The organism is Streptomyces sp. TRM70350, from assembly GCF_019219825.1.
In the GTDB taxonomy this organism is placed as follows: domain Bacteria; phylum Actinomycetota; class Actinomycetes; order Streptomycetales; family Streptomycetaceae; genus Streptomyces.
On sequence record NZ_JAHUXH010000020.1, the window covers coordinates 126041 to 142911 of the forward strand.

Below are 16871 nucleotides of genomic sequence, written 5' to 3' on the forward strand. Positions count from 1 at the left end.
CCGCACTGCCGCTCGCCTGATGCACATTCTTCTTCGAAGGGGACAACGGACGGGGCCCGCGGATGGTGCCGCGCACCGCCGATGAATTGCGCGAAGTGTGATCACGCCATCACGGACGGCAAAACGATGGCGCCTGCGACGCGCCCTGAGCAGAATCGGCCAATGGAACCCGTCACGCTCACCACGGACCGCCTCGTCCTGCGCACGGTCGGCCCCCACGACACCGATGCCGTCTACGCCGCCGCCCAGGACCCCGACATCCAGCGCTGGACCACGATCCCCTCGCCGTACCTCCGCGAGCACGCCGAGAGCTTCACGGAACAGCAGGTCCCGGAAGGCTGGGCCAACGCCTCGATGTTCACGTTCGGCGTATTCCTCCCCGAGGGTGAGCTGGCGGGCATGCTGGGACTCACCATGCGGGCCCTGGGCGTGGCCGAGGTCGGCTTCTGGGCCACCAAGGAGCACCGCGGCAACGGCTACACCACCGAGGCCACCGTCACCGCCTGCCGCTGGGCCTTCGCCCAGTTGTCCGTCGACCGGGTCGAGTGGCGCGCGGAAGTGGGCAACAGCGCCTCCCGCGCGGTGGCGGAACGCGCCGGCTTCACCATCGAGGGCACCCTGCGCTCCGCGCTCAGCAACAAAGGGGTACGCCGGGACTGCTGGGTGGGTTCGCTCCTGCCGTCGGACCTGGGACTGCCGTCGGCGGCGCCCTACCTCCCGGCAAAGGACTAGCGAAACCGCAGCTCACCCCGCAGTGTCAGTCCCACCCCCTATCGTTCGACGGCATGACGACCGCGCGCCCCACCACGGACCTGTCCGCAGACGAAGCCCGCCGCATCGCCCTGCGGGCCCAGGGCTTCCTCGGCACGCCCAACCGCAGGGCCGGCGTCCGTGGCATCCTCCGCCACCTCGGCGCGATACAGCTCGACACCATCTCGGTCCTGGCCCGCTCCCACGAGCTCATCCCGTACGCCCGGCTGGGCGCGGTCGGCCGCAAGACGGTCGAGAGCGCCTACTGGAAGCCTGCAGCCGTGGGCGCCCCTCCGGCACGACCTCACGCCTTCGAGTACTGGTCGCACGCCGCGTGCATCCTCCCCATCGAGGAGTGGCCCCACTTCGCCTTCCGCCGCCGCGCCTACCGCAGCCGCCCGCAGTGGAACCACGAGCTCCCGGACGGCACCTACGACCAGGTCATCAAGCAGCTCCGCACGGAGGGCCCCCTGACGGCCACGGAACTGGGCGGCGCCAAGCGCACCAGCGAGTGGTGGGACTGGTCCGGCACGAAGGTCGCCGTGGAACGCGCCCTGATGTACGGCGAGGTGGTCTGCGTGGAGCGGCGCGGCTGGAAGCGTGTCTACGACCTCGCCGAACGCGCCGTCCCCGAAGCCCTGCTGCACGACGAACTCGACGACACCGAATGCCTGCGCCGCCTGGTCCGCCTGGCCGGCCAGTCCCTCGGCGTCGGCACGCGCGCGGACATCGCCGACTACCACCGCCTCAGGGGCGAGCAGGTCGACGCGGTGATCGCCGAATCCGGCCTGGTCCCGGTCACGGTCGAGGGCTGGGGCAAGCCCGCCTGGGCGGACCCGGCCGCCCTGGAGACACCTCCGCGCGGCCGCCATCGCACCACACTGCTGTCCCCCTTCGACTCCCTCATCTGGGAGCGGGCCCGCACCGAGCGCATCTTCGGTTTCACCCACCGCCTGGAGGCCTATGTCCCCAAGCAGAAGCGGGTGTACGGCTACTTCGCGATGCCCGTCCTGTCCGGCGGCCACCTCGTGGGCCGCGTCGACCCAGCGCGCGAAGGCCGCACCCTCGTGGCCAGGCAGGTCACCCTGGACGGCCCGAAGGCGGTCCCGGCGGTGGTCCAGGCCCTGATCGAGGCGGCGAGCTGGGTGGACTGCACGAACGTGCGCGTGGAGCGGGTGGACGCGCCCGACCTGCGCGAGCCCCTCGCCCGGGAGCTCGCCCGCGCACTGGGCTGACGGGGATCAGCGGATCTCGAGGATCTTCTCCCGCATCGCGTACACCACGGCCTCCATCCGGGAGTGCAGCTGCAGCTTCTCCAGGATGTTGCGCACATGGTTCTTCACGGTGTTCTCGGAGATGAACAACTCCTTGGCGATGTCCCGGTTGTTCATCCCCGTGGCGACCAGCTTGAGCACTTCCAGCTCCCGGTCGGTCAGCCGCGGTGCGGGCACCAGCCGCCGCTCGTCCGTCCGCTGGATCATCGACTTGAACTCGGTGAGCAGTTTCGACGCCATGGACGGGCTGATCTGCGACTGCCCGTCGGCCACCGCGCGAATCGCCGTGGCCACCTCGTCCGTGGAGATCTCCTTGAGGAGATATCCGGTCGCCCCCGCCTTGATGGCGTCGTAGAGGTCCGCTTCCTCGTCGCTGATCGTCAGCATGATGATCTTGGCGCTGGGGGCGACCTCCTTGATGGAGGTGCACGCCTCGATCCCGCCTCGCTTCGGCATCCGTACGTCCATCAGGACGATGTCGGGCAGCAGGTCGGCGGCCTTCTCCACGGCTTCGGCCCCGTCGCCCGCCTCCCCGACGACCTGGATGTCCTCCTCGGCCGCGAGCACGATCTCCAGGCCACGGCGGAAGAGGGCGTGGTCGTCCACCACCAGGACACGAATCGGTTCCTGGCGTGAAGAACCCCCGTCCGGGCCCATGCCGACGACGCCGTCGTCGGCGTCCTCGTCATGCATCGGTCCGAAGCTGTCCGCCATCGTTCCTCCCCCTGAAGGCTGTGGCCTGTGGTCCTGTGCCATCGCCAACCCAAGGCAACGGCCCACCGGTTGAGCCGTTGCGGCCATGATTCCATGCCCGGACGACACTCCGGTGACGAAGCGGTGGGTGAAGTGGTCGCACACGGGTGCCCCTGGGAGCGCACACGCACTCCAGGGGCACCCGAATCAGCTGTCGTCCGGAACAGGTCAGCCGCCCAGCGGACCGCCCGCCTCAGCAGAGGGCGCCTGAGTGACCATCGTGTCCGTCCTGAGGTGAATCACGCCGTAGTCGTACGCGTGCCGCCGGTAGACGACACTCGGTTCCTTCGTCTCGGAGTCGACGAACAGGTAGAAGTCGTGCCCGACCAGCTCCATCTCGTAGAGCGCCTGGTCGAGGGTCATGGGTGCTGCGACGTGGGTCTTCTCACGGACCACGAGGGGGCCTTCGCCCTGCACTTCCAGCGAGCCGATCTTCTTCGTGGGCACCCCCTCAGGCTCGTCCGCCTGGAAGGCGCTGCCGTTGCCGTTGAGTGTCGCCGCACCCGGAACGTGGTCCGGGACCTCCGCTGCCGTCAGCCGGCGCACACCCCGGCGCGTGTGACGCTTGTCGTGCTGCCTGCGCAGCCGGGCATCCAGCTTCTCCGCGGCCAGGTCGAGTGCCACGTACGGGTCGCTGGCCGCTGCCTCCGCCCGGATCACCGGACCGCGGGAGCGGAGCGTGATCTCCACCCGGTCGCAACGGTCGGCCTGTCGGGGGTTGGGCTCCTTGGACACCTCGACGTCGAGGCTGATCACCTTGCCATCGAGCTTCTGGATCTTGTCCAGCTTCAGCTTCTCGGCCACGTGCTTGCGGAACCGCTCGGGCACCTCGGTCTTGCGGCCCTTGACGACGATGTCCACGCAGAACTCCGTTCCCGGATCGCTCCGCTTCACTGGCGGAGCATCTCCCTTGTGCACCAGGTCCCGGTGAACCCCGGAACCTCGGACTCGGCGACGTCCACCTCCTCCCCCATGGGCAAGATCTCCACCCAGCCGGCCGGGGTGATTACGCAAAACCCATGGCACGGCATTCGGATAAGCGAGGTGTGGCCTGCGGCTTTCCCTCACAACCCCGAACATATCTCGCCCGGACGGATGTCGTCACCCTCTACTGCCGCGTACCTCCGTTCCGGTGAATTGGCCCTCTCGTCACCTGCAACGATGCGGCTTCGCAGTCAGTTCCGGTTTATTTCGAAAGAATCCGGCGGCGCCGCGATCACCGCAGCGCAGATCACGTCACGGGCACTGTTCGCCTTTCCCGGCACGGCCCCCTCACGGACCGTGCTCCCTTCCACTGATCCCGTCATCCGTTCCCCTGTCCTTTCCCCACTGACTCCCGTGTACACAGCCGTCACCACATCTCCGCTGGTCGCTAAGGCCGCACCCCTGTAACCAGCCGTTTCCTCCGCCAACGCCACCCGGAGGGCCCGCGCCGCCTCTGTCAGGGACGCGCCCGTCGTCATCAGGTCGTCCACCAGCACCACGGAACCCGCGTGCAACAGCCCGGCGCCACCGGCGGTCACCGACAGGGCGCCCGCGAGGTTCTCCAGCCTCTGCCGGGCGTCGAGCCCCGACTGGTCGGCGACCGGCCGCTGCTGCCGCAGGACCGAGAGCACGCGCGCCGGCGTCCCCGTGCGGCGCAACTCGGCCGCCGCCGCGAGAGCGATCCGCCGGGCCGGATCATGCCCCCGCGCCCGGACCGCCCCACGCCCCGATGGCACGGGAACGAGCAGCAGCGGCACTCTCTTCAGCGCCCCGTTCAGCCCCGCCCGCACAGCTCCCGCGAGAGCCACGCCGAGCGGCCGGGCAAGCGGCAGCGCACCCCGCTCCTTGTGCGCCAGCAGCACGGCCCGCACCTCGTCCGCGTACGGCGCCGCCGCGTACACGACCGGCAGTCCGCGCGGCTCCGGCACCGGTCGCACCCGGCGTGGTACGGCCCCGCTCAGCGCGGCACGGCACTGTGGGCAGAGCACTGTGCGAGGCCTGCCGCAGCCTCCGCACTCGGCCGGCAGCACCAGGTCGGTGAGGTCCTGCCACCACCCCCGCATGCCCACCACTGTGCCAACGCCCGCGGCGCCCCACCACCCCTGTGGAAAACCACCTGTGGAAAACTCCAGGCAGGCCCATGCCAAGCAGAAACGGCATGCGGTGCCGAGCCCCCGACGAACAGCAACGAGCGGACGAACCGGCCCTCACCCCGGATAAACCGGCGCCGACCCGTCCTTCACCACCGTCTGCCACTGCGCCCCGTCCGGCAGCCGCACGATCCCGTCCACCGAGTACGCCACCAGCGGCAACTGGTCGTCCTCGGAAGCGGCGATCTCCTTCACCCCGGTCAGCGCGTCGGGCGCCGGCACTTCCGGCGTGGACCCGTCGACCTGGACGTACCGCATCTGCTGCACGCCCCCCTCCTCGCGCCCGACCGCCACGAGCCGGCCGTCACCGGCCCAGGACATGGTGGTGACCTCCTCCAACTGCGGAGCGGCGGACCGCAGTTCGAGAACCGAGGCCTCCGGCTTCCCGGTCACCTGATCCTTGTCGCTCCGCTCGATGCGGCCGATCTGCAGGGACTGCTTGCCGTCCTTCTCCATGATCAGCGCGATCCGTACGCCGTCGGCCGCGACCCGCACGGACTGGATCCGCCCGTCAAGCCGCGGAATCCGCACCTCCAGCGGCTCGTCCTTGCCCTCGGGGAGCATGAGCAGCCGCGGGTCGTCCGGGTTGCGGTCGGCCACCCACAGGTCGCCCCGCGCATCCCAACTGGGCGTGGTCAGCCGGTCCTTCTCCGTCCGGCCCGTGCTGCTCACCACCGGCTCCCCGAGCGAACCACCCGACGCGAGCGACCCGACGTACAACGCCTTGCCGTCCAGGGCGACCCCGGCCGCGGTGTGCTCGTCCCGCGACACCGCCGCCGAGCGCAACGCCCGCACGCCCTCACCCAGTTCCCCCGGCACCGGTTCGGCCTTCGCGCTCCGGCTGCCGGCCGGAATCCGTACGAGCCGGTTCTCACCGTCGACGAAGTACAGGTAGTCGGCGCCCCTGGCCGACCCGCGCGCGGCAACCGCAGCCGCCCCGTCTTCGTTGAGCACGCACAGCTGCGCGCCGCCCGCCTCCAGTTCGACCTCGTCCACCGCGGGCGTGAGGTTCTGCAGGGTGAACAGCAGCTGGGCGGCCATCTCGTTGCACTTGGCCGGCCCGACCCGGGTGGCCTTGTTGTTCAACGGCACGGTCAGCCGGTTCTGGTCGTCGGGTGTCAGCTCGCTGACGCCCTTCTGCAGTGCCGTACCGGTGGGGAAGCTCGACCTGACCACGGGCCCCAGCCAGGTCGTCGGCCCGTGGAGCAGGGAGCGCACCATGTGTGTCATCGGGTCCACGCGCCGGCGCACATACACGGGGTCGGCGACCGCCGCCGGCTGCGAGGACGCACCCACCGCGGAGTCCACGGCGAAGTAGTACTTGTTGACGGACATGTAGTTGCGCTGGAAGTCCGACTGGCCCATGACGACGCCCTGCGGCAGCCCGTCGATGCGCCACTGCCCGCTCTTCTTGTCGCGCGTGAGGTGCACCTGCTTGCTGTAGGAGCCCTCGGTCGGCGTGTACGACTGCTGCGCGTCGACCACGGCGACCTTGGTGCCCGTGAGCGTGAACGAGAAGTCGAACCCGTCCTCCCGGGTCCCCCGGGAGGCGGCCTGGGTGTCCGGCCCGTCCGCGAGCACCGTGGTGGACACCTCCGGCTGCCACGTCTTCGCGGCCGCCGCCGTCAGATACTGCTTCGCCGTCGCATAGCGCGGATCATCGCTGGTCAGCGCCTCCAGAAAGCCCTGCACGATCTCCGACGGCGGTGCGTCCTCACGCGGCGGCATGGGAAAGACCCGCACCTGCGTGTCCTGGCGCGGCGTCGACTCCACGCCGCGCAGGTCCCCACTGTCGGGCATCGAGGCACACCCCGCCAGCAGTACGGCGCCACACGCGACGTACGCCACCGCGCGCCCCGGCGTGCGCCGGGCGCCCCCTTCGCGGTCAGCGACCACGAAATGCCTCCCCTTGGTCGTTCGACTCCTGCGACCCGGCGTCCGTGGAACCGGTCGAGGCCGTACTGCGCGCCGCTTCCACGACCGGCTGCTCCACCTGCCGCCGCGCCCCTCCCGCGGGCCGGGGCACCACGCGCGCGCCGTTGCCGGGCAGCGCCGTCGGATCGGCCGTCGGGGCCACCGCGGCCAGCCGGTGGGCGATCGGGTCCCGCGTCGGCACCTGGCCGCCGCCCGTCTGCTGGGCCGGCACGGTCGCGGTCTTCTCCCCGCCGCCGCGCGGCAGCCCGGCGTCGTTGAGGCCACGGTTGCGCCGCGAATCCTTCGGCTCCAGCGGTATCGGTGAGCCCCTGAGCGGCTCGTCCGCGGTCCGCGGCAACGTCAGCCGGAACTGCGAGCCACCACCCGGCTCACCCCACGCCTGCAGCCATCCGCCGTGCAGCCGCGCGTCCTCCAGGGCGATGGACAACCCGAGGCCCGTACCGCCCGTCGTACGCGCGCGTGCCGGGTCGGCCCGCCAGAAGCGGTTGAAGACACGGGTCGCCTCCCCGGGCTTGAGCCCGACGCCGTAGTCGCGCACCGCGACCGCGACCGCACCGCCCGCCGCGGCGAGCTTGACGACGACGTCCTTGCCCTCGCCGTGCTCGACGGCGTTGACGACCAGGTTGCGCAGCACCCGCTCCACCCGCCGGGCGTCGGCCTCGGCGACCACGGGCTGCTGGTCACCCACGACGCGTATCTGCGTGCCCTTGCGCTCGGCGAGCGGCTCGGCCCCGCTGACCACCCGCCGTACGACCTCCCTGAGGTCTATCGGCTCGGCCTCCAGCGCCGCCGCCCCCGCGTCGAAGCGGCTGATCTCCAGCAGGTCCGACAGCAGTGACTCGAACCGGTCCAGCTGGTCGGCGAGCAGCTCCGCCGACCGCGCGGTCACCGGGTCGAAGTCCTCCCGCGCCTCATGGATGACGTCAGCGGCCATCCGTACGGTCGTCAGCGGCGTCCGCAGCTCGTGCGACACGTCCGACACGAACCGCCGCTGCATCCGTGACAGGTCCTCCAGCTGGTTGATCTTCTGCTGGAGGTTCTGCGCCATCTTGTTGAAGGCCTCACCGAGCCGCGCGATGTCGTCCTCGCCGGTGACCTTCATCCGCTCCTGCAGCCGCCCCGCGGACAACCGCTCGGCGATCCCGGCCGCCATCCGCACCGGCGTCACGACCTGCCGCACCACCAGCCAGGCGATGGCCCCGAGGAGTACGACGACGAAGAGACCGGCCGTCGCAAGGGTCCCCTTGACCAGGCTCAGCGACTTCTCCTCCTGCGTGAGCGGGAAGAGGTAGTACAGCTGGTAGGGGTCACCGTTGGGGTCGTTGACCTCCTTGCCGATGACCAGGGCCGGCTGGGAGCCCTTGTCGCCGCTGTAGATGATGCGGGTGTAGCTCTGCGCGGCCGTCGTACTGCTGTTGACCCGCGCGCGCAGATCCTCCGGCACGCTCTCGTTGGGGTCGACGCCACCGGAGGCACGCGGGCCGCGACCGCTGCCGCTGTTGTCCCCCGCGGGCAGTGTCACCACGTCGAAGGCGCCCTGACCACCGCTGGAGAGCGAGGAGACCAGGTCACTCATCCACTGGATGACGTTTTGCGAGGAGCGCCCGTCCACCGCCGTCGGGTCGTCCGCGGTGCCGCTCGCCGCCTCGTCGGCCCGCTGCTTGGCCACCGCGAACCCACCCGTGGCCTGACTCTGCGACGCCTTCACCTTGGCGTCCAGCAGGCCGTTGCGCACCTGCCCGATGACCACGAAGCCGAGCAGCAGCACGACCCCCAGCGACATCAGCAGGGTCGTGACCACGACCCTGAGCTGGATGTTGCGCCGCCACAGCCGCATGACGGGCAGCAGCGGACGCCGCACCCAGCGCATGAACAGCCGAAGGACCGGGCTGCCCTGGACTCCGCCCTGGAGCAGCCCGCTCTCCAGGAATCGTCCCCAGCGGGAGCCCGCCGCCTTCCGGCCGACAGGCCGCCCCGCGCGGGCCCCGGACCTGCCGGGCGCCGAAGCGGCACTGTCCCCCGACATGTCAGCTCGGCCCGGCCTTGTAACCGACACCACGGACGGTCACCACGATCTCCGGCCGCTCCGGGTCCTTCTCGACCTTGGAGCGCAGCCGCTGCACATGGACATTGACCAGCCGGGTGTCCGCCGCGTGCCGGTAGCCCCACACCTGCTCCAGGAGCACCTCGCGGGTGAACACCTGCCACGGCTTGCGGGCCAGCGCCACCAGCAGGTCGAACTCCAGCGGCGTCAGCGCGATCGACTGCCCGTCCCGCTTCACGGAGTGCCCCGCCACGTCGATGACCAGGTCACCGATGGCGAGCTGCTCCGGCGCGGGCTCCTCCGACCGGCGCAGCCGCGCCCGGATCCGCGCCACGAGCTCCTTGGGCTTGAACGGCTTGACGATGTAGTCGTCGGCTCCGGACTCGAGCCCCACGACGACGTCGACGGTGTCGCTCTTCGCGGTGAGCATCACGATCGGCACCCCGGACTCCCCCCGGATCAGCCGGCACACCTCGATGCCGTCCCTCCCGGGCAGCATCAGGTCGAGCAGCACCAGATCCGGCTTGGTCTCCCGGAACGCGGCCAGCGCCTTGTCGCCGTCGGCTACGAAAGACGGCTCAAAACCTTCACCACGCAGCACAATGCCGAGCATCTCGGCCAGTGCGGTGTCGTCGTCGACGACGAGGACTCGTCCCTTCATAAACGACATCATCCCATTCTCATAACAGTGAAGGCGGCGCAGGTGAGCAGGGTCACTGGCCAGTGACGATAGTCGTATGGGGTCACTACTGTCTGCCCTTGATCAGATGTCACGGCCCCTCTCCCCGCAGGACTCCGCAGGTCGAGGGGCCCAAGCCCGTGCATCAGGCCGACATCATGCCTCAGCCGATCGCCACTCCCCGCGACCTGTCGCACATCTCCGCCAGCGCCTCAGCAGTCACCGGCGACACCACACCCTCCTCGGTGACGATCGCCGTGACCAGCTCCGGCGGCGTCACGTCGAACGCCGGGTTGTACGCCTGCGTCCCCAGCGGCGCCACCGGCACCCCGCCCCCGGCACCCGTCACCGGCACGTTGGGCGCCACGACCTCGGTCACCTCGTACCCCGGCCGCTGCTCGACCTCGATGGAGGCCCCGTCCGGCGTCTCCGCGTCGACCGTCGTCACCGGCGCCACCACGATGAACGGCACATGGTGATACCGCGCCAGCACGGCGAGCGGATAGCTCCCCACCTTGTTCGCCACCGAGCCGTCGGCCGCGATGCGATCGGCCCCGATCAGCACCGCGTCCACCTCGCCCGCCGCGAACAGCGAACCCGCGGCGTTGTCGGTGAGCAGGGTGTACGCCATACTGCTGCGCGCCGCCTCGTACGCCGTGAGCCGAGCCCCCTGCAACAAGGGACGCGTCTCATCCACCCACAGCCGCCGCAGCCGCCCCGCCCGGTGCGCCGCGAGCGCCACGGCGAACGCCGTCCCCTCCCCGCCCGACACCAGCGACCCGGTGTTGCAGTGCGTGAGGATCCGGTGCCCGCCACCCGGCAGCAACTCGTCCAGCAGCGCCAGCCCGTGCTCCGCCATCCGGGCACTGGCCTCGGCGTCCTCCCGGTGCAGCTGCCGAGCCGCCGCCAACGCCGCCTCGGCGGCCTGCTCGGCGCCGGCACCCCGGGCGAGCGCAGCGTCATACGCGGAGCGGGCCCGGCGCACGCCGACGGAGAGGTTCACCGCGGTGGGCCGGGCGCCCGCCAGCGCGATCGCGGCCTCGTCCACGTCGAAGCCGCGCGCGGCGGCGAGCGCGACGCCGTACGCGCCCGCGATGCCGAGCAGCGGCGCCCCGCGCACGGCGAGCGAGCGGATCGCCTCCACCAACGCGGGGGCGTCCGTACAGACCCGTTCGACCTCCTCGGCGGGCAGCCTCGTCTGATCGAGAAGGACCACGACCGGTCCTTCTGGGGGTTCGTCCCAGCGGATCGCCGGAATACCGGTCGACGTGTCCTCGCCGGATTGCGCGTACTGATCAGCCATGCGGTCAGTCTGCCCGTTCTACGACAGACAATTGAAGGTGTGCCGCCCATACCGCGGCCGGTCCCTGGGTGAACACCCCATGGCACGATGTCTGCCAACCTGCCGCCGCGACAGCGGACGGGCACCGTGAAGGAGCGATGATGAACGACACTCCGGGCTGGGCCTCGCCCGGATCCACCCCGTCCAACGGGCAGGAGCCCGGCGCGCCCGGCCCTGCCGAGCCTGCCGACCGGCCCACCGCCGCGCAGCCCTCGCAACCCGCGGACCAGCCAGGCCCCCAGGCGCCGGACCCCGGCGCGAAGTGGTCCAAGGAGCAGCCGCCACCCGCCCAGTGGTCCGCCCCCACCGGCCAGCCGAGCCCCGGCCAGACTCCCCCGCCCCCACCGCCCGGCCCCGGCTGGGGCGGCACCCAGCCACCCGGAGGACACGGCGGGTACGGCAACTGGCAGGGCCACGGCGGTGGCCACGGCGGTTGGGGCGGCCAGTGGGGCGGCCCTCCGCCCGCGGCCAAGCCCGGCGTGATCCCGCTCCGCCCGCTCGGCGTCGGCGAGATCCTCGACGGCGCCGTCTCCACCATGCGCACCTACTGGCGCACCGTGCTCGGCATCGCCCTCGCCGTCGCCGTCGTCACGGAGATCATCGTCATTCTGCTCCAGGGCCTCGTCCTGAACGAGCAGACCAGCGCAGAGGCCCTCGAAGACCCCAGCGCCACCCTCGGCGAACTCACCCGCGCCCTGGGCGACGCACTGCTCAGCTCCGGGGTCATCTTCCTGATCTCCCTGATCGGCACCGTCGTGGCGACCGCGCTGCTCACCATGGTCACCAGCCGCGCCGTCCTCGGCAAAACGGTCACCACCGGTGAGGCCTGGCGCGACGCCCGCCCGCGCGTACTGAAGCTGTTCGGCCTGATCTTCCTCCTGCTCCTCATCGCCCTCGGCGTCGCCCTCGTCGGCGCCGTGCCCGGCATCCTGGTGACCCTGGCGGGCGGCGGCGCCGCCGGCGCCGCGCTCACCGTCCTGGGCGGCCTGTGCACCGCCGTTGTCGCCCTGTGGCTGATGGTCCGCTTCTCCCTGGCCTCCCCGGCGCTGATGCTGGAGAAGCAGGGCATCGTGAAGGCGATGAGCCGCTCCGCCAAGCTCGTCCGCGGCGCCTGGTGGCGCGTCTTCGGCATCCAGCTGCTCGCCGTGATCATCGCCAACATCGTCGCGGCGATCGTCGTCATTCCCTTCGCGTTCCTCGCCGCGGCCCTCAGCGGCGACGGCGTCGGCGGACTCCTCGAAGGCACCGGCGACTTCGGCTGGACGTTCCTGATCATCAGCGGGATCGGCTCGGTGATCGGATCCATGATCACGTTCCCGATCACGGCCGGCGTCACCGTGCTGCTCTACATCGACCAGCGCATCCGCCGCGAGGCCCTCGACCTCGAACTGGCCCGTGCCGCCGGTGTCCAGGGCTACGGCTCCGGCACCACCAACCCCGCGCCCGGGAGCTGATGCGGTGAGCCTGGCCGGGGGACTCCTCACAGCCTCGCCGCCGCTGACGCGCGCCGGCGAGGCCGCCGTACGCACCTGGCTGCGCGCCGGCGACCTGACCGTACGACCGCCGCACCGCACCGGCGGCACGTCCCTGCTGTCGCTGCCCGCATCCGACGCCGAACCGCCGTTGACGATCCCTCGCGACCCCGCGCGGGAGGCGGCTCGCCGCGAGCTGTCCAAGCGCATGTACCACGAGGACGAGCCCGGCCTGTTCCAACGCGCCCTCGACGCCTTCTGGGAGTGGCTCGGCAGACTGTTCCGCCTCGCGTCCGACGCGACCCCCGGAGGCACACTCGGTCTCGTCGTCGTCATCGTCGCCGTCCTCGCGGTCCTGGGCGCCCTGTGGTGGCGCCTGGGCACCCCACGCCGCCAACCGACCTCCTCCTCCGCCCTGTTCGACGACCGCCCCCGCAGCGCCGCCGAACACCGCGCGGCCGCCGAGGCACACGCCGCCCAGAGCCACTGGAACCAGGCCCTCCAGGAACGCATGCGCGCCATCGTCCGCTCGCTGGAGGAACGCGCCCTCCTCGAGGTGCGCCCCGGCCGCACCGCCGACGAGGCAGCCGCCGAAGCGGGCCGCGCCCTGCCCTCCCAAGCGGACCGACTGCACGCCGCCGCCCGGGACTTCGACGACGTCACATACGGCGGCCGCGCGGCGACCGAGACGTCGTACCGCCGCATCGCCGAACTCGACCGCGACCTGGAGCGCACCAAACCACAGCTCACCAACAGCAGCGCCCACAGCGCGGACCACAACACCCGCCAGGGAGCCGCCGGATGACCCGCGAGGCCACGCTCCCCGCCACCTCGGCCTCGCGCACCCCACGCCAGGTGTGGACCCGCGCGCGAGGCATCGCGCTCGCCCTCGTCCTCCTGCTGGCCGGAGCGATCGTGATCGCCCTGGTCCGCTCCGACGCCCAGCGCGGCAGCCTCGACCCGCGCTCCACCGCTCCCCAGGGCAGCCGCGCCGTCGCCGAACTCCTCGCCGACCGCGGCGTGTCCACCCGCGTGGTCACCACCCTGGAGGAGGCGCGCGCCGCAACCGCCCCCGACACCACTCTCCTGGTCGCCGTACCCGACCTGTTGACCAGCCGTCAGAAGACCCTGCTGCGCTCGACAGTGGCCGATTCCGGCGGACGTACGGTCCTCGTCGCCGCCGGCAGCTCCTCCGTCGAGCAGCTCGCCCCCGGTGTCACCGCAGCTCCCGCAACCAGCCTCCAATCGACGCTCGAACCCAACTGCGACTTCCCCGCCGCCGTGCGCGCGGGCGCCGCCGACACCGGTGGTCTCCGCTACACCACCACCCACCTCGGCGCCGACGAGTGCTACCCCAGCCAGCGCCTGGCGAGCCTGATCCGCGTCCCGGAGGCATCCGGGGGCGGCGACACCGTCGTCCTCGGCGCGCCCGACATCCTCTACAACGACCGCCTCGACAAGCAGGGCAATGCCTCGCTCGCCCTCCAGCTCCTCGGCTCCCGCCCCCATCTGGTCTGGTACCTCCCCTCACTGTCCGACGCCACCGCCCCGGACGACGAGCGCAGCTTCTTCGACCTGCTCCCCTCCGGCTGGCTGTGGGGCACCCTGCAGCTCTTCATCGCCGCAGCCCTCGCCGCCCTGTGGAGGGCACGCCGACTCGGCCCCCTCGTGCCCGAAAAACTCCCCGTGGCGATCCGCGCCTCCGAAACCGTCGAAGGCCGCGCCCGTCTCTACCGCAAAGCGGCCGCCCGCGACCGCGCGGCCGCCGCTCTTCGCTCCACCACCCGCACTCGCCTCGCCCCCCTCGTAGGCGTCCCCGTCGCCCAGGCCCACTCGCCCGAAGCACTGCTCCCTGCGCTGTCCACCCACCTCCGCGGCGACGGACAGCCCTTGCACACCCTCCTCTTCGGCCCGCCACCCAGCGACGACGCAGCACTCATCGCACTCGCCGACCAACTCGACGCCCTCGAAAGAGAGGTACGCCGTCCATGATGGACCCGACCACTGACAACGCCGGGCAGACCGGGGACCCGGGCACCGCCCGAGCCGCCCTGGAAGCCCTGCGCGCCGAGATCGCCAAGGCCGTGGTCGGCCAGGATCCCGCCGTGACCGGCCTTGTCGTCGCCCTTCTCTGCCGCGGACACGTTCTCCTCGAAGGAGTCCCCGGAGTCGCCAAAACACTGCTCGTCCGCGCCCTCGCCTCGGCCCTGGAACTCGACACCAAGCGCGTCCAGTTCACTCCCGACCTCATGCCGAGCGACGTGACCGGCTCCCTGGTCTACGACACCCGCACCGCCGAGTTCTCCTTCCAGCCCGGCCCGGTCTTCACCAACCTGCTCCTCGCCGACGAGATCAACCGCACGCCTCCCAAGACCCAGTCGTCCCTCCTCGAAGCCATGGAGGAACGCCAGGTCACGGTCGACGGCATCCCCCGCCCCCTCCCCGAGCCGTTCCTGGTCGCCGCGACCCAGAACCCGGTCGAGTACGAGGGCACGTACCCCCTCCCCGAAGCCCAGCTGGACCGTTTCCTCCTCAAACTCACCATCCCCCTGCCCTCCCGCCAGGACGAGATCGACGTCCTGACCCGCCACGCCGAGGGCTTCAACCCGCGCGACCTGCGCGCCGCCGGCGTACGCCCCGTAGCGGGCCCGGCCGTCCTGGACGCCGCCCGCGCGGCCGTCGCCAAGACCACGGTCTCCCCGGAAATCACGGCCTACGTCGTCGACATCTGCCGAGCCACCCGCGAATCGCCGTCCCTCACCCTCGGCGTCTCCCCCCGAGGAGCCACCGCCCTGCTCGCCACGTCCCGCGCGTGGGCATGGCTCACCGGCCGCGACTACGTCATCCCCGACGACGTAAAAGCCCTGGCACTCCCCACCCTCCGCCACCGCGTCCAACTCCGCCCGGAGGCCGAAATGGAAGGCGTGACGGCCGACTCCGTCATCAACGCCATCCTCGCCCACGTCCCCGTCCCCCGCTGATGGCCCTCACCGGACGCGCCGCACTCATCGCGGCCCTCGGCTCCCTCCCCGTCGGCCTGTGGGACCCCAGCTGGACAGGCATTCTGGCCGTGAACGGCCCCCTGGCCATCGCCTGCGCCTGCGACTACGCCCTCGCAGCGCCGGTACGACACCTGGGCCTGACCCGCTCCGGCGACACCTCCGTACGCCTGGGCGAGGCAGCCGACGTCATCCTCACCGTCACCAACCCGTCCCGCCGCCCCCTGCGTGCCCACCTCCGCGACGCCTGGCCTCCCAGCAGCTGGCAGCCAGGCACCGAGATCGCGGCCTCCCGCCACCGCCTGACAGTCCCCCCAGGCGAACGCCGCCGCATCACCACCCGCCTACGCCCCACCCGCCGCGGCGACCGACAGGCCGACCGCGTGACGATCCGCTCGTACGGCCCCCTGGGCCTCTTCGCCCGCCAAGGCACCCACAAGGTCCCCTGGACGGTGCGCGTGCTGCCCCCCTTCACGAGCCGCAGGCACCTCCCGTCCAAACTGGCCCGTCTCCGCGAACTGGACGGCCGCACGAGCGTCCTGCAGCGAGGCGAGGGCACAGAATTCGACAGCTTGCGCGAGTACGTCCCCGGCGATGACACCCGCTCCATCGACTGGCGCGCCACGGCCCGCCAGTCCACCGTCGCCGTACGCACCTGGCGCCCCGAACGTGACCGCCACATCCTCCTGGTCCTTGACACCGGCCGCACCTCAGCCGGCCGAGTGGGCGACGCCCCACGCCTCGACGCCTCCATGGACGCGGCCCTGCTCCTGGCCGCCCTGGCCTCCCGAGCCGGCGACCGCGTCGACCTGCTCGCCTACGACCGCCGGGTACGCGCCCTCGTCCAGGGCCGGACCGCTGGAGACGTACTGCCCTCCTTGGTCAACGCCATGGCGACCCTCGAACCCGAACTCATCGAAACGGACGCCCGCGGCCTCGCGGCCACAGCACTGCGAACGGCCCCCCGCCGCTCCCTGATCGTCCTGCTCACCACCCTCGACGCGGCCCCGGTGGAAGAGGGCCTGCTGCCCGTCCTCCCACAGCTCACGCAGCGCCACACAGTCCTCGTGGCATCGGTGGCGGACCCCCATATTGCCCGTATGGCAACGTCTCGCGGAAACACGGAGTCGGTCTACGACGCCGCAGCCGCCGCCCAAGCCCAGTCGGAACGCCATCGCACCGCCGAACAACTCCGCCGACACGGAGTTACGGTGGTGGACGCGACGCCCGATGAATTGGCGCCGGCGCTGGCGGACGCGTATCTGGCCCTCAAGACGACGGGACGTCTGTGATGGGACCCGGGGGCTTTACGGCCCTCGGGTTCCGACCATAAGCCCCTGAAACGCAGAAAACCCCGCATCCGAAGATGCGGGGTTTCCTTCAACAATTGTTCGGCGGCGTCCTACTCTCCCACAGGGTCCCCCCTGCAGTACCATCGGCGCTGTAAGGCTTAGCTTCCGGGTTCGGAATGTAACCGGGCGTTTCCCC

Annotated in this window: 14 protein-coding genes and 1 rRNA gene; 7 read left to right on the forward strand and 8 right to left on the reverse strand. The window is 71.3% G+C overall.

The features are described from left to right. The first annotated feature begins 162 nt into the window (after positions 1-162). Both KWI83_RS26215 and KWI83_RS26220 read left to right on the forward strand, forming a co-directional pair. Entirely contained in the window at positions 163-732 is a 570-nt protein-coding gene (locus KWI83_RS26215) for a GNAT family N-acetyltransferase (protein WP_218516839.1), read from the forward strand. A 53-nt stretch (positions 733-785) separates the two neighbouring features. Beyond that, positions 786-1985: a winged helix-turn-helix domain-containing protein gene (locus tag KWI83_RS26220; protein WP_218516840.1), complete on the forward strand. Its 1200-nt coding sequence runs from the start codon at positions 786-788 to the stop codon at positions 1983-1985. 6 nt (positions 1986-1991) lie between these two features. Here the strand turns inward: KWI83_RS26220 and KWI83_RS26225 are convergent, their stop codons facing one another. From KWI83_RS26225 to mtnA, 7 genes are all read right to left on the reverse strand, one after another. Beyond that, on the reverse strand, positions 1992-2738 hold the full coding sequence (locus KWI83_RS26225) for a response regulator transcription factor (RefSeq protein WP_218516841.1): 747 nt from the start codon (positions 2736-2738) through the stop codon (positions 1992-1994). 207 nt (positions 2739-2945) lie between these two features. Beyond that, positions 2946-3638, reverse strand: coding sequence for a ribosome hibernation-promoting factor, HPF/YfiA family (hpf, locus tag KWI83_RS26230; RefSeq protein ID WP_374106383.1), 693 nt, complete (start codon positions 3636-3638; stop codon positions 2946-2948). Between the two features lie 314 nt (positions 3639-3952). Further along, positions 3953-4825, reverse strand: coding sequence for a ComF family protein (locus KWI83_RS26235; RefSeq protein WP_218516843.1), 873 nt, complete (start codon positions 4823-4825; stop codon positions 3953-3955). A 144-nt stretch (positions 4826-4969) separates the two neighbouring features. Then, positions 4970-6808: an LpqB family beta-propeller domain-containing protein gene (locus KWI83_RS26240; RefSeq protein ID WP_218516844.1), complete on the reverse strand. Its 1839-nt coding sequence runs from the start codon at positions 6806-6808 to the stop codon at positions 4970-4972. Further along, complete coding sequence (mtrB, locus tag KWI83_RS26245; protein WP_218516845.1) at positions 6798-8873, reverse strand: MtrAB system histidine kinase MtrB; 2076 nt, start codon at positions 8871-8873, stop codon at positions 6798-6800. The genes KWI83_RS26240 and mtrB overlap by 11 nt, the downstream gene beginning before the upstream one ends. 1 nt (position 8874) lies before the next feature. Beyond that, on the reverse strand, positions 8875-9564 hold the full coding sequence (gene mtrA / locus KWI83_RS26250; RefSeq protein ID WP_218516846.1) for a two-component system response regulator MtrA: 690 nt from the start codon (positions 9562-9564) through the stop codon (positions 8875-8877). A gap of 169 nt (positions 9565-9733) precedes the next feature. Beyond that, a complete protein-coding gene (gene mtnA / locus KWI83_RS26255) occupies positions 9734-10873 on the reverse strand; it encodes an S-methyl-5-thioribose-1-phosphate isomerase (protein WP_218516847.1) in 1140 nt (379 codons plus the stop codon). Positions 10874-11013: 140 nt separating this feature from the next. Between mtnA and KWI83_RS26260 the strand changes: the two genes are divergently transcribed. The 5 genes from KWI83_RS26260 to KWI83_RS26280 are packed head-to-tail and all read left to right on the forward strand — an operon-like array spanning position 11014 to position 16675. After that, positions 11014-12366, forward strand: coding sequence for a glycerophosphoryl diester phosphodiesterase membrane domain-containing protein (locus KWI83_RS26260; protein ID WP_218516848.1), 1353 nt, complete (start codon positions 11014-11016; stop codon positions 12364-12366). Positions 12367-12370: 4 nt separating this feature from the next. After that, on the forward strand, positions 12371-13189 hold the full coding sequence (locus tag KWI83_RS26265; protein WP_218516849.1) for a DUF4129 domain-containing protein: 819 nt from the start codon (positions 12371-12373) through the stop codon (positions 13187-13189). Next, positions 13186-14376 (forward strand): DUF4350 domain-containing protein, encoded by a 1191-nt coding sequence (locus KWI83_RS26270; protein ID WP_218516850.1) that lies wholly within the window; start codon positions 13186-13188, stop codon positions 14374-14376. The genes KWI83_RS26265 and KWI83_RS26270 overlap by 4 nt, the downstream gene beginning before the upstream one ends. Continuing rightward, entirely contained in the window at positions 14376-15365 is a 990-nt protein-coding gene (locus KWI83_RS26275) for a MoxR family ATPase (RefSeq protein WP_218516851.1), read from the forward strand. Before KWI83_RS26270 ends, KWI83_RS26275 begins: the two co-directional genes overlap by 1 nt. Continuing rightward, positions 15365-16675 carry a DUF58 domain-containing protein gene (locus KWI83_RS26280; protein WP_218516852.1) on the forward strand — a complete coding sequence of 437 codons (1311 nt, stop codon included), beginning with the start codon at positions 15365-15367 and terminating at the stop codon, positions 16673-16675. Before KWI83_RS26275 ends, KWI83_RS26280 begins: the two co-directional genes overlap by 1 nt. A 97-nt stretch (positions 16676-16772) precedes the next feature. Here the strand turns inward: KWI83_RS26280 and rrf are convergent. Next, positions 16773-16871, reverse strand: a 5S ribosomal RNA gene (gene rrf, locus KWI83_RS26285); the annotation flags it as partial.

Coding starts and splice junctions, on each gene's coding strand:
- KWI83_RS26215 (WP_218516839.1), top strand. CDS start 163: ATGGAACCCGTCACGCTCACCACGGACCGCCTCGTCCTGCGCACGGTC.
- KWI83_RS26220 (WP_218516840.1), top strand. CDS start 786: ATGACGACCGCGCGCCCCACCACGGACCTGTCCGCAGACGAAGCCCGC.
- KWI83_RS26225 (WP_218516841.1), bottom strand. CDS start 2,738: ATGGCGGACAGCTTCGGACCGATGCATGACGAGGACGCCGACGACGGC.
- KWI83_RS26235 (WP_218516843.1), bottom strand. CDS start 4,825: ATGCGGGGGTGGTGGCAGGACCTCACCGACCTGGTGCTGCCGGCCGAG.
- mtrB (WP_218516845.1), bottom strand. CDS start 8,873: ATGTCGGGGGACAGTGCCGCTTCGGCGCCCGGCAGGTCCGGGGCCCGC.
- mtrA (WP_218516846.1), bottom strand. CDS start 9,564: ATGATGTCGTTTATGAAGGGACGAGTCCTCGTCGTCGACGACGACACC.
- mtnA (WP_218516847.1), bottom strand. CDS start 10,873: ATGGCTGATCAGTACGCGCAATCCGGCGAGGACACGTCGACCGGTATT.
- KWI83_RS26260 (WP_218516848.1), top strand. CDS start 11,014: ATGAACGACACTCCGGGCTGGGCCTCGCCCGGATCCACCCCGTCCAAC.
- KWI83_RS26270 (WP_218516850.1), top strand. CDS start 13,186: ATGACCCGCGAGGCCACGCTCCCCGCCACCTCGGCCTCGCGCACCCCA.
- KWI83_RS26275 (WP_218516851.1), top strand. CDS start 14,376: ATGGACCCGACCACTGACAACGCCGGGCAGACCGGGGACCCGGGCACC.
- KWI83_RS26280 (WP_218516852.1), top strand. CDS start 15,365: ATGGCCCTCACCGGACGCGCCGCACTCATCGCGGCCCTCGGCTCCCTC.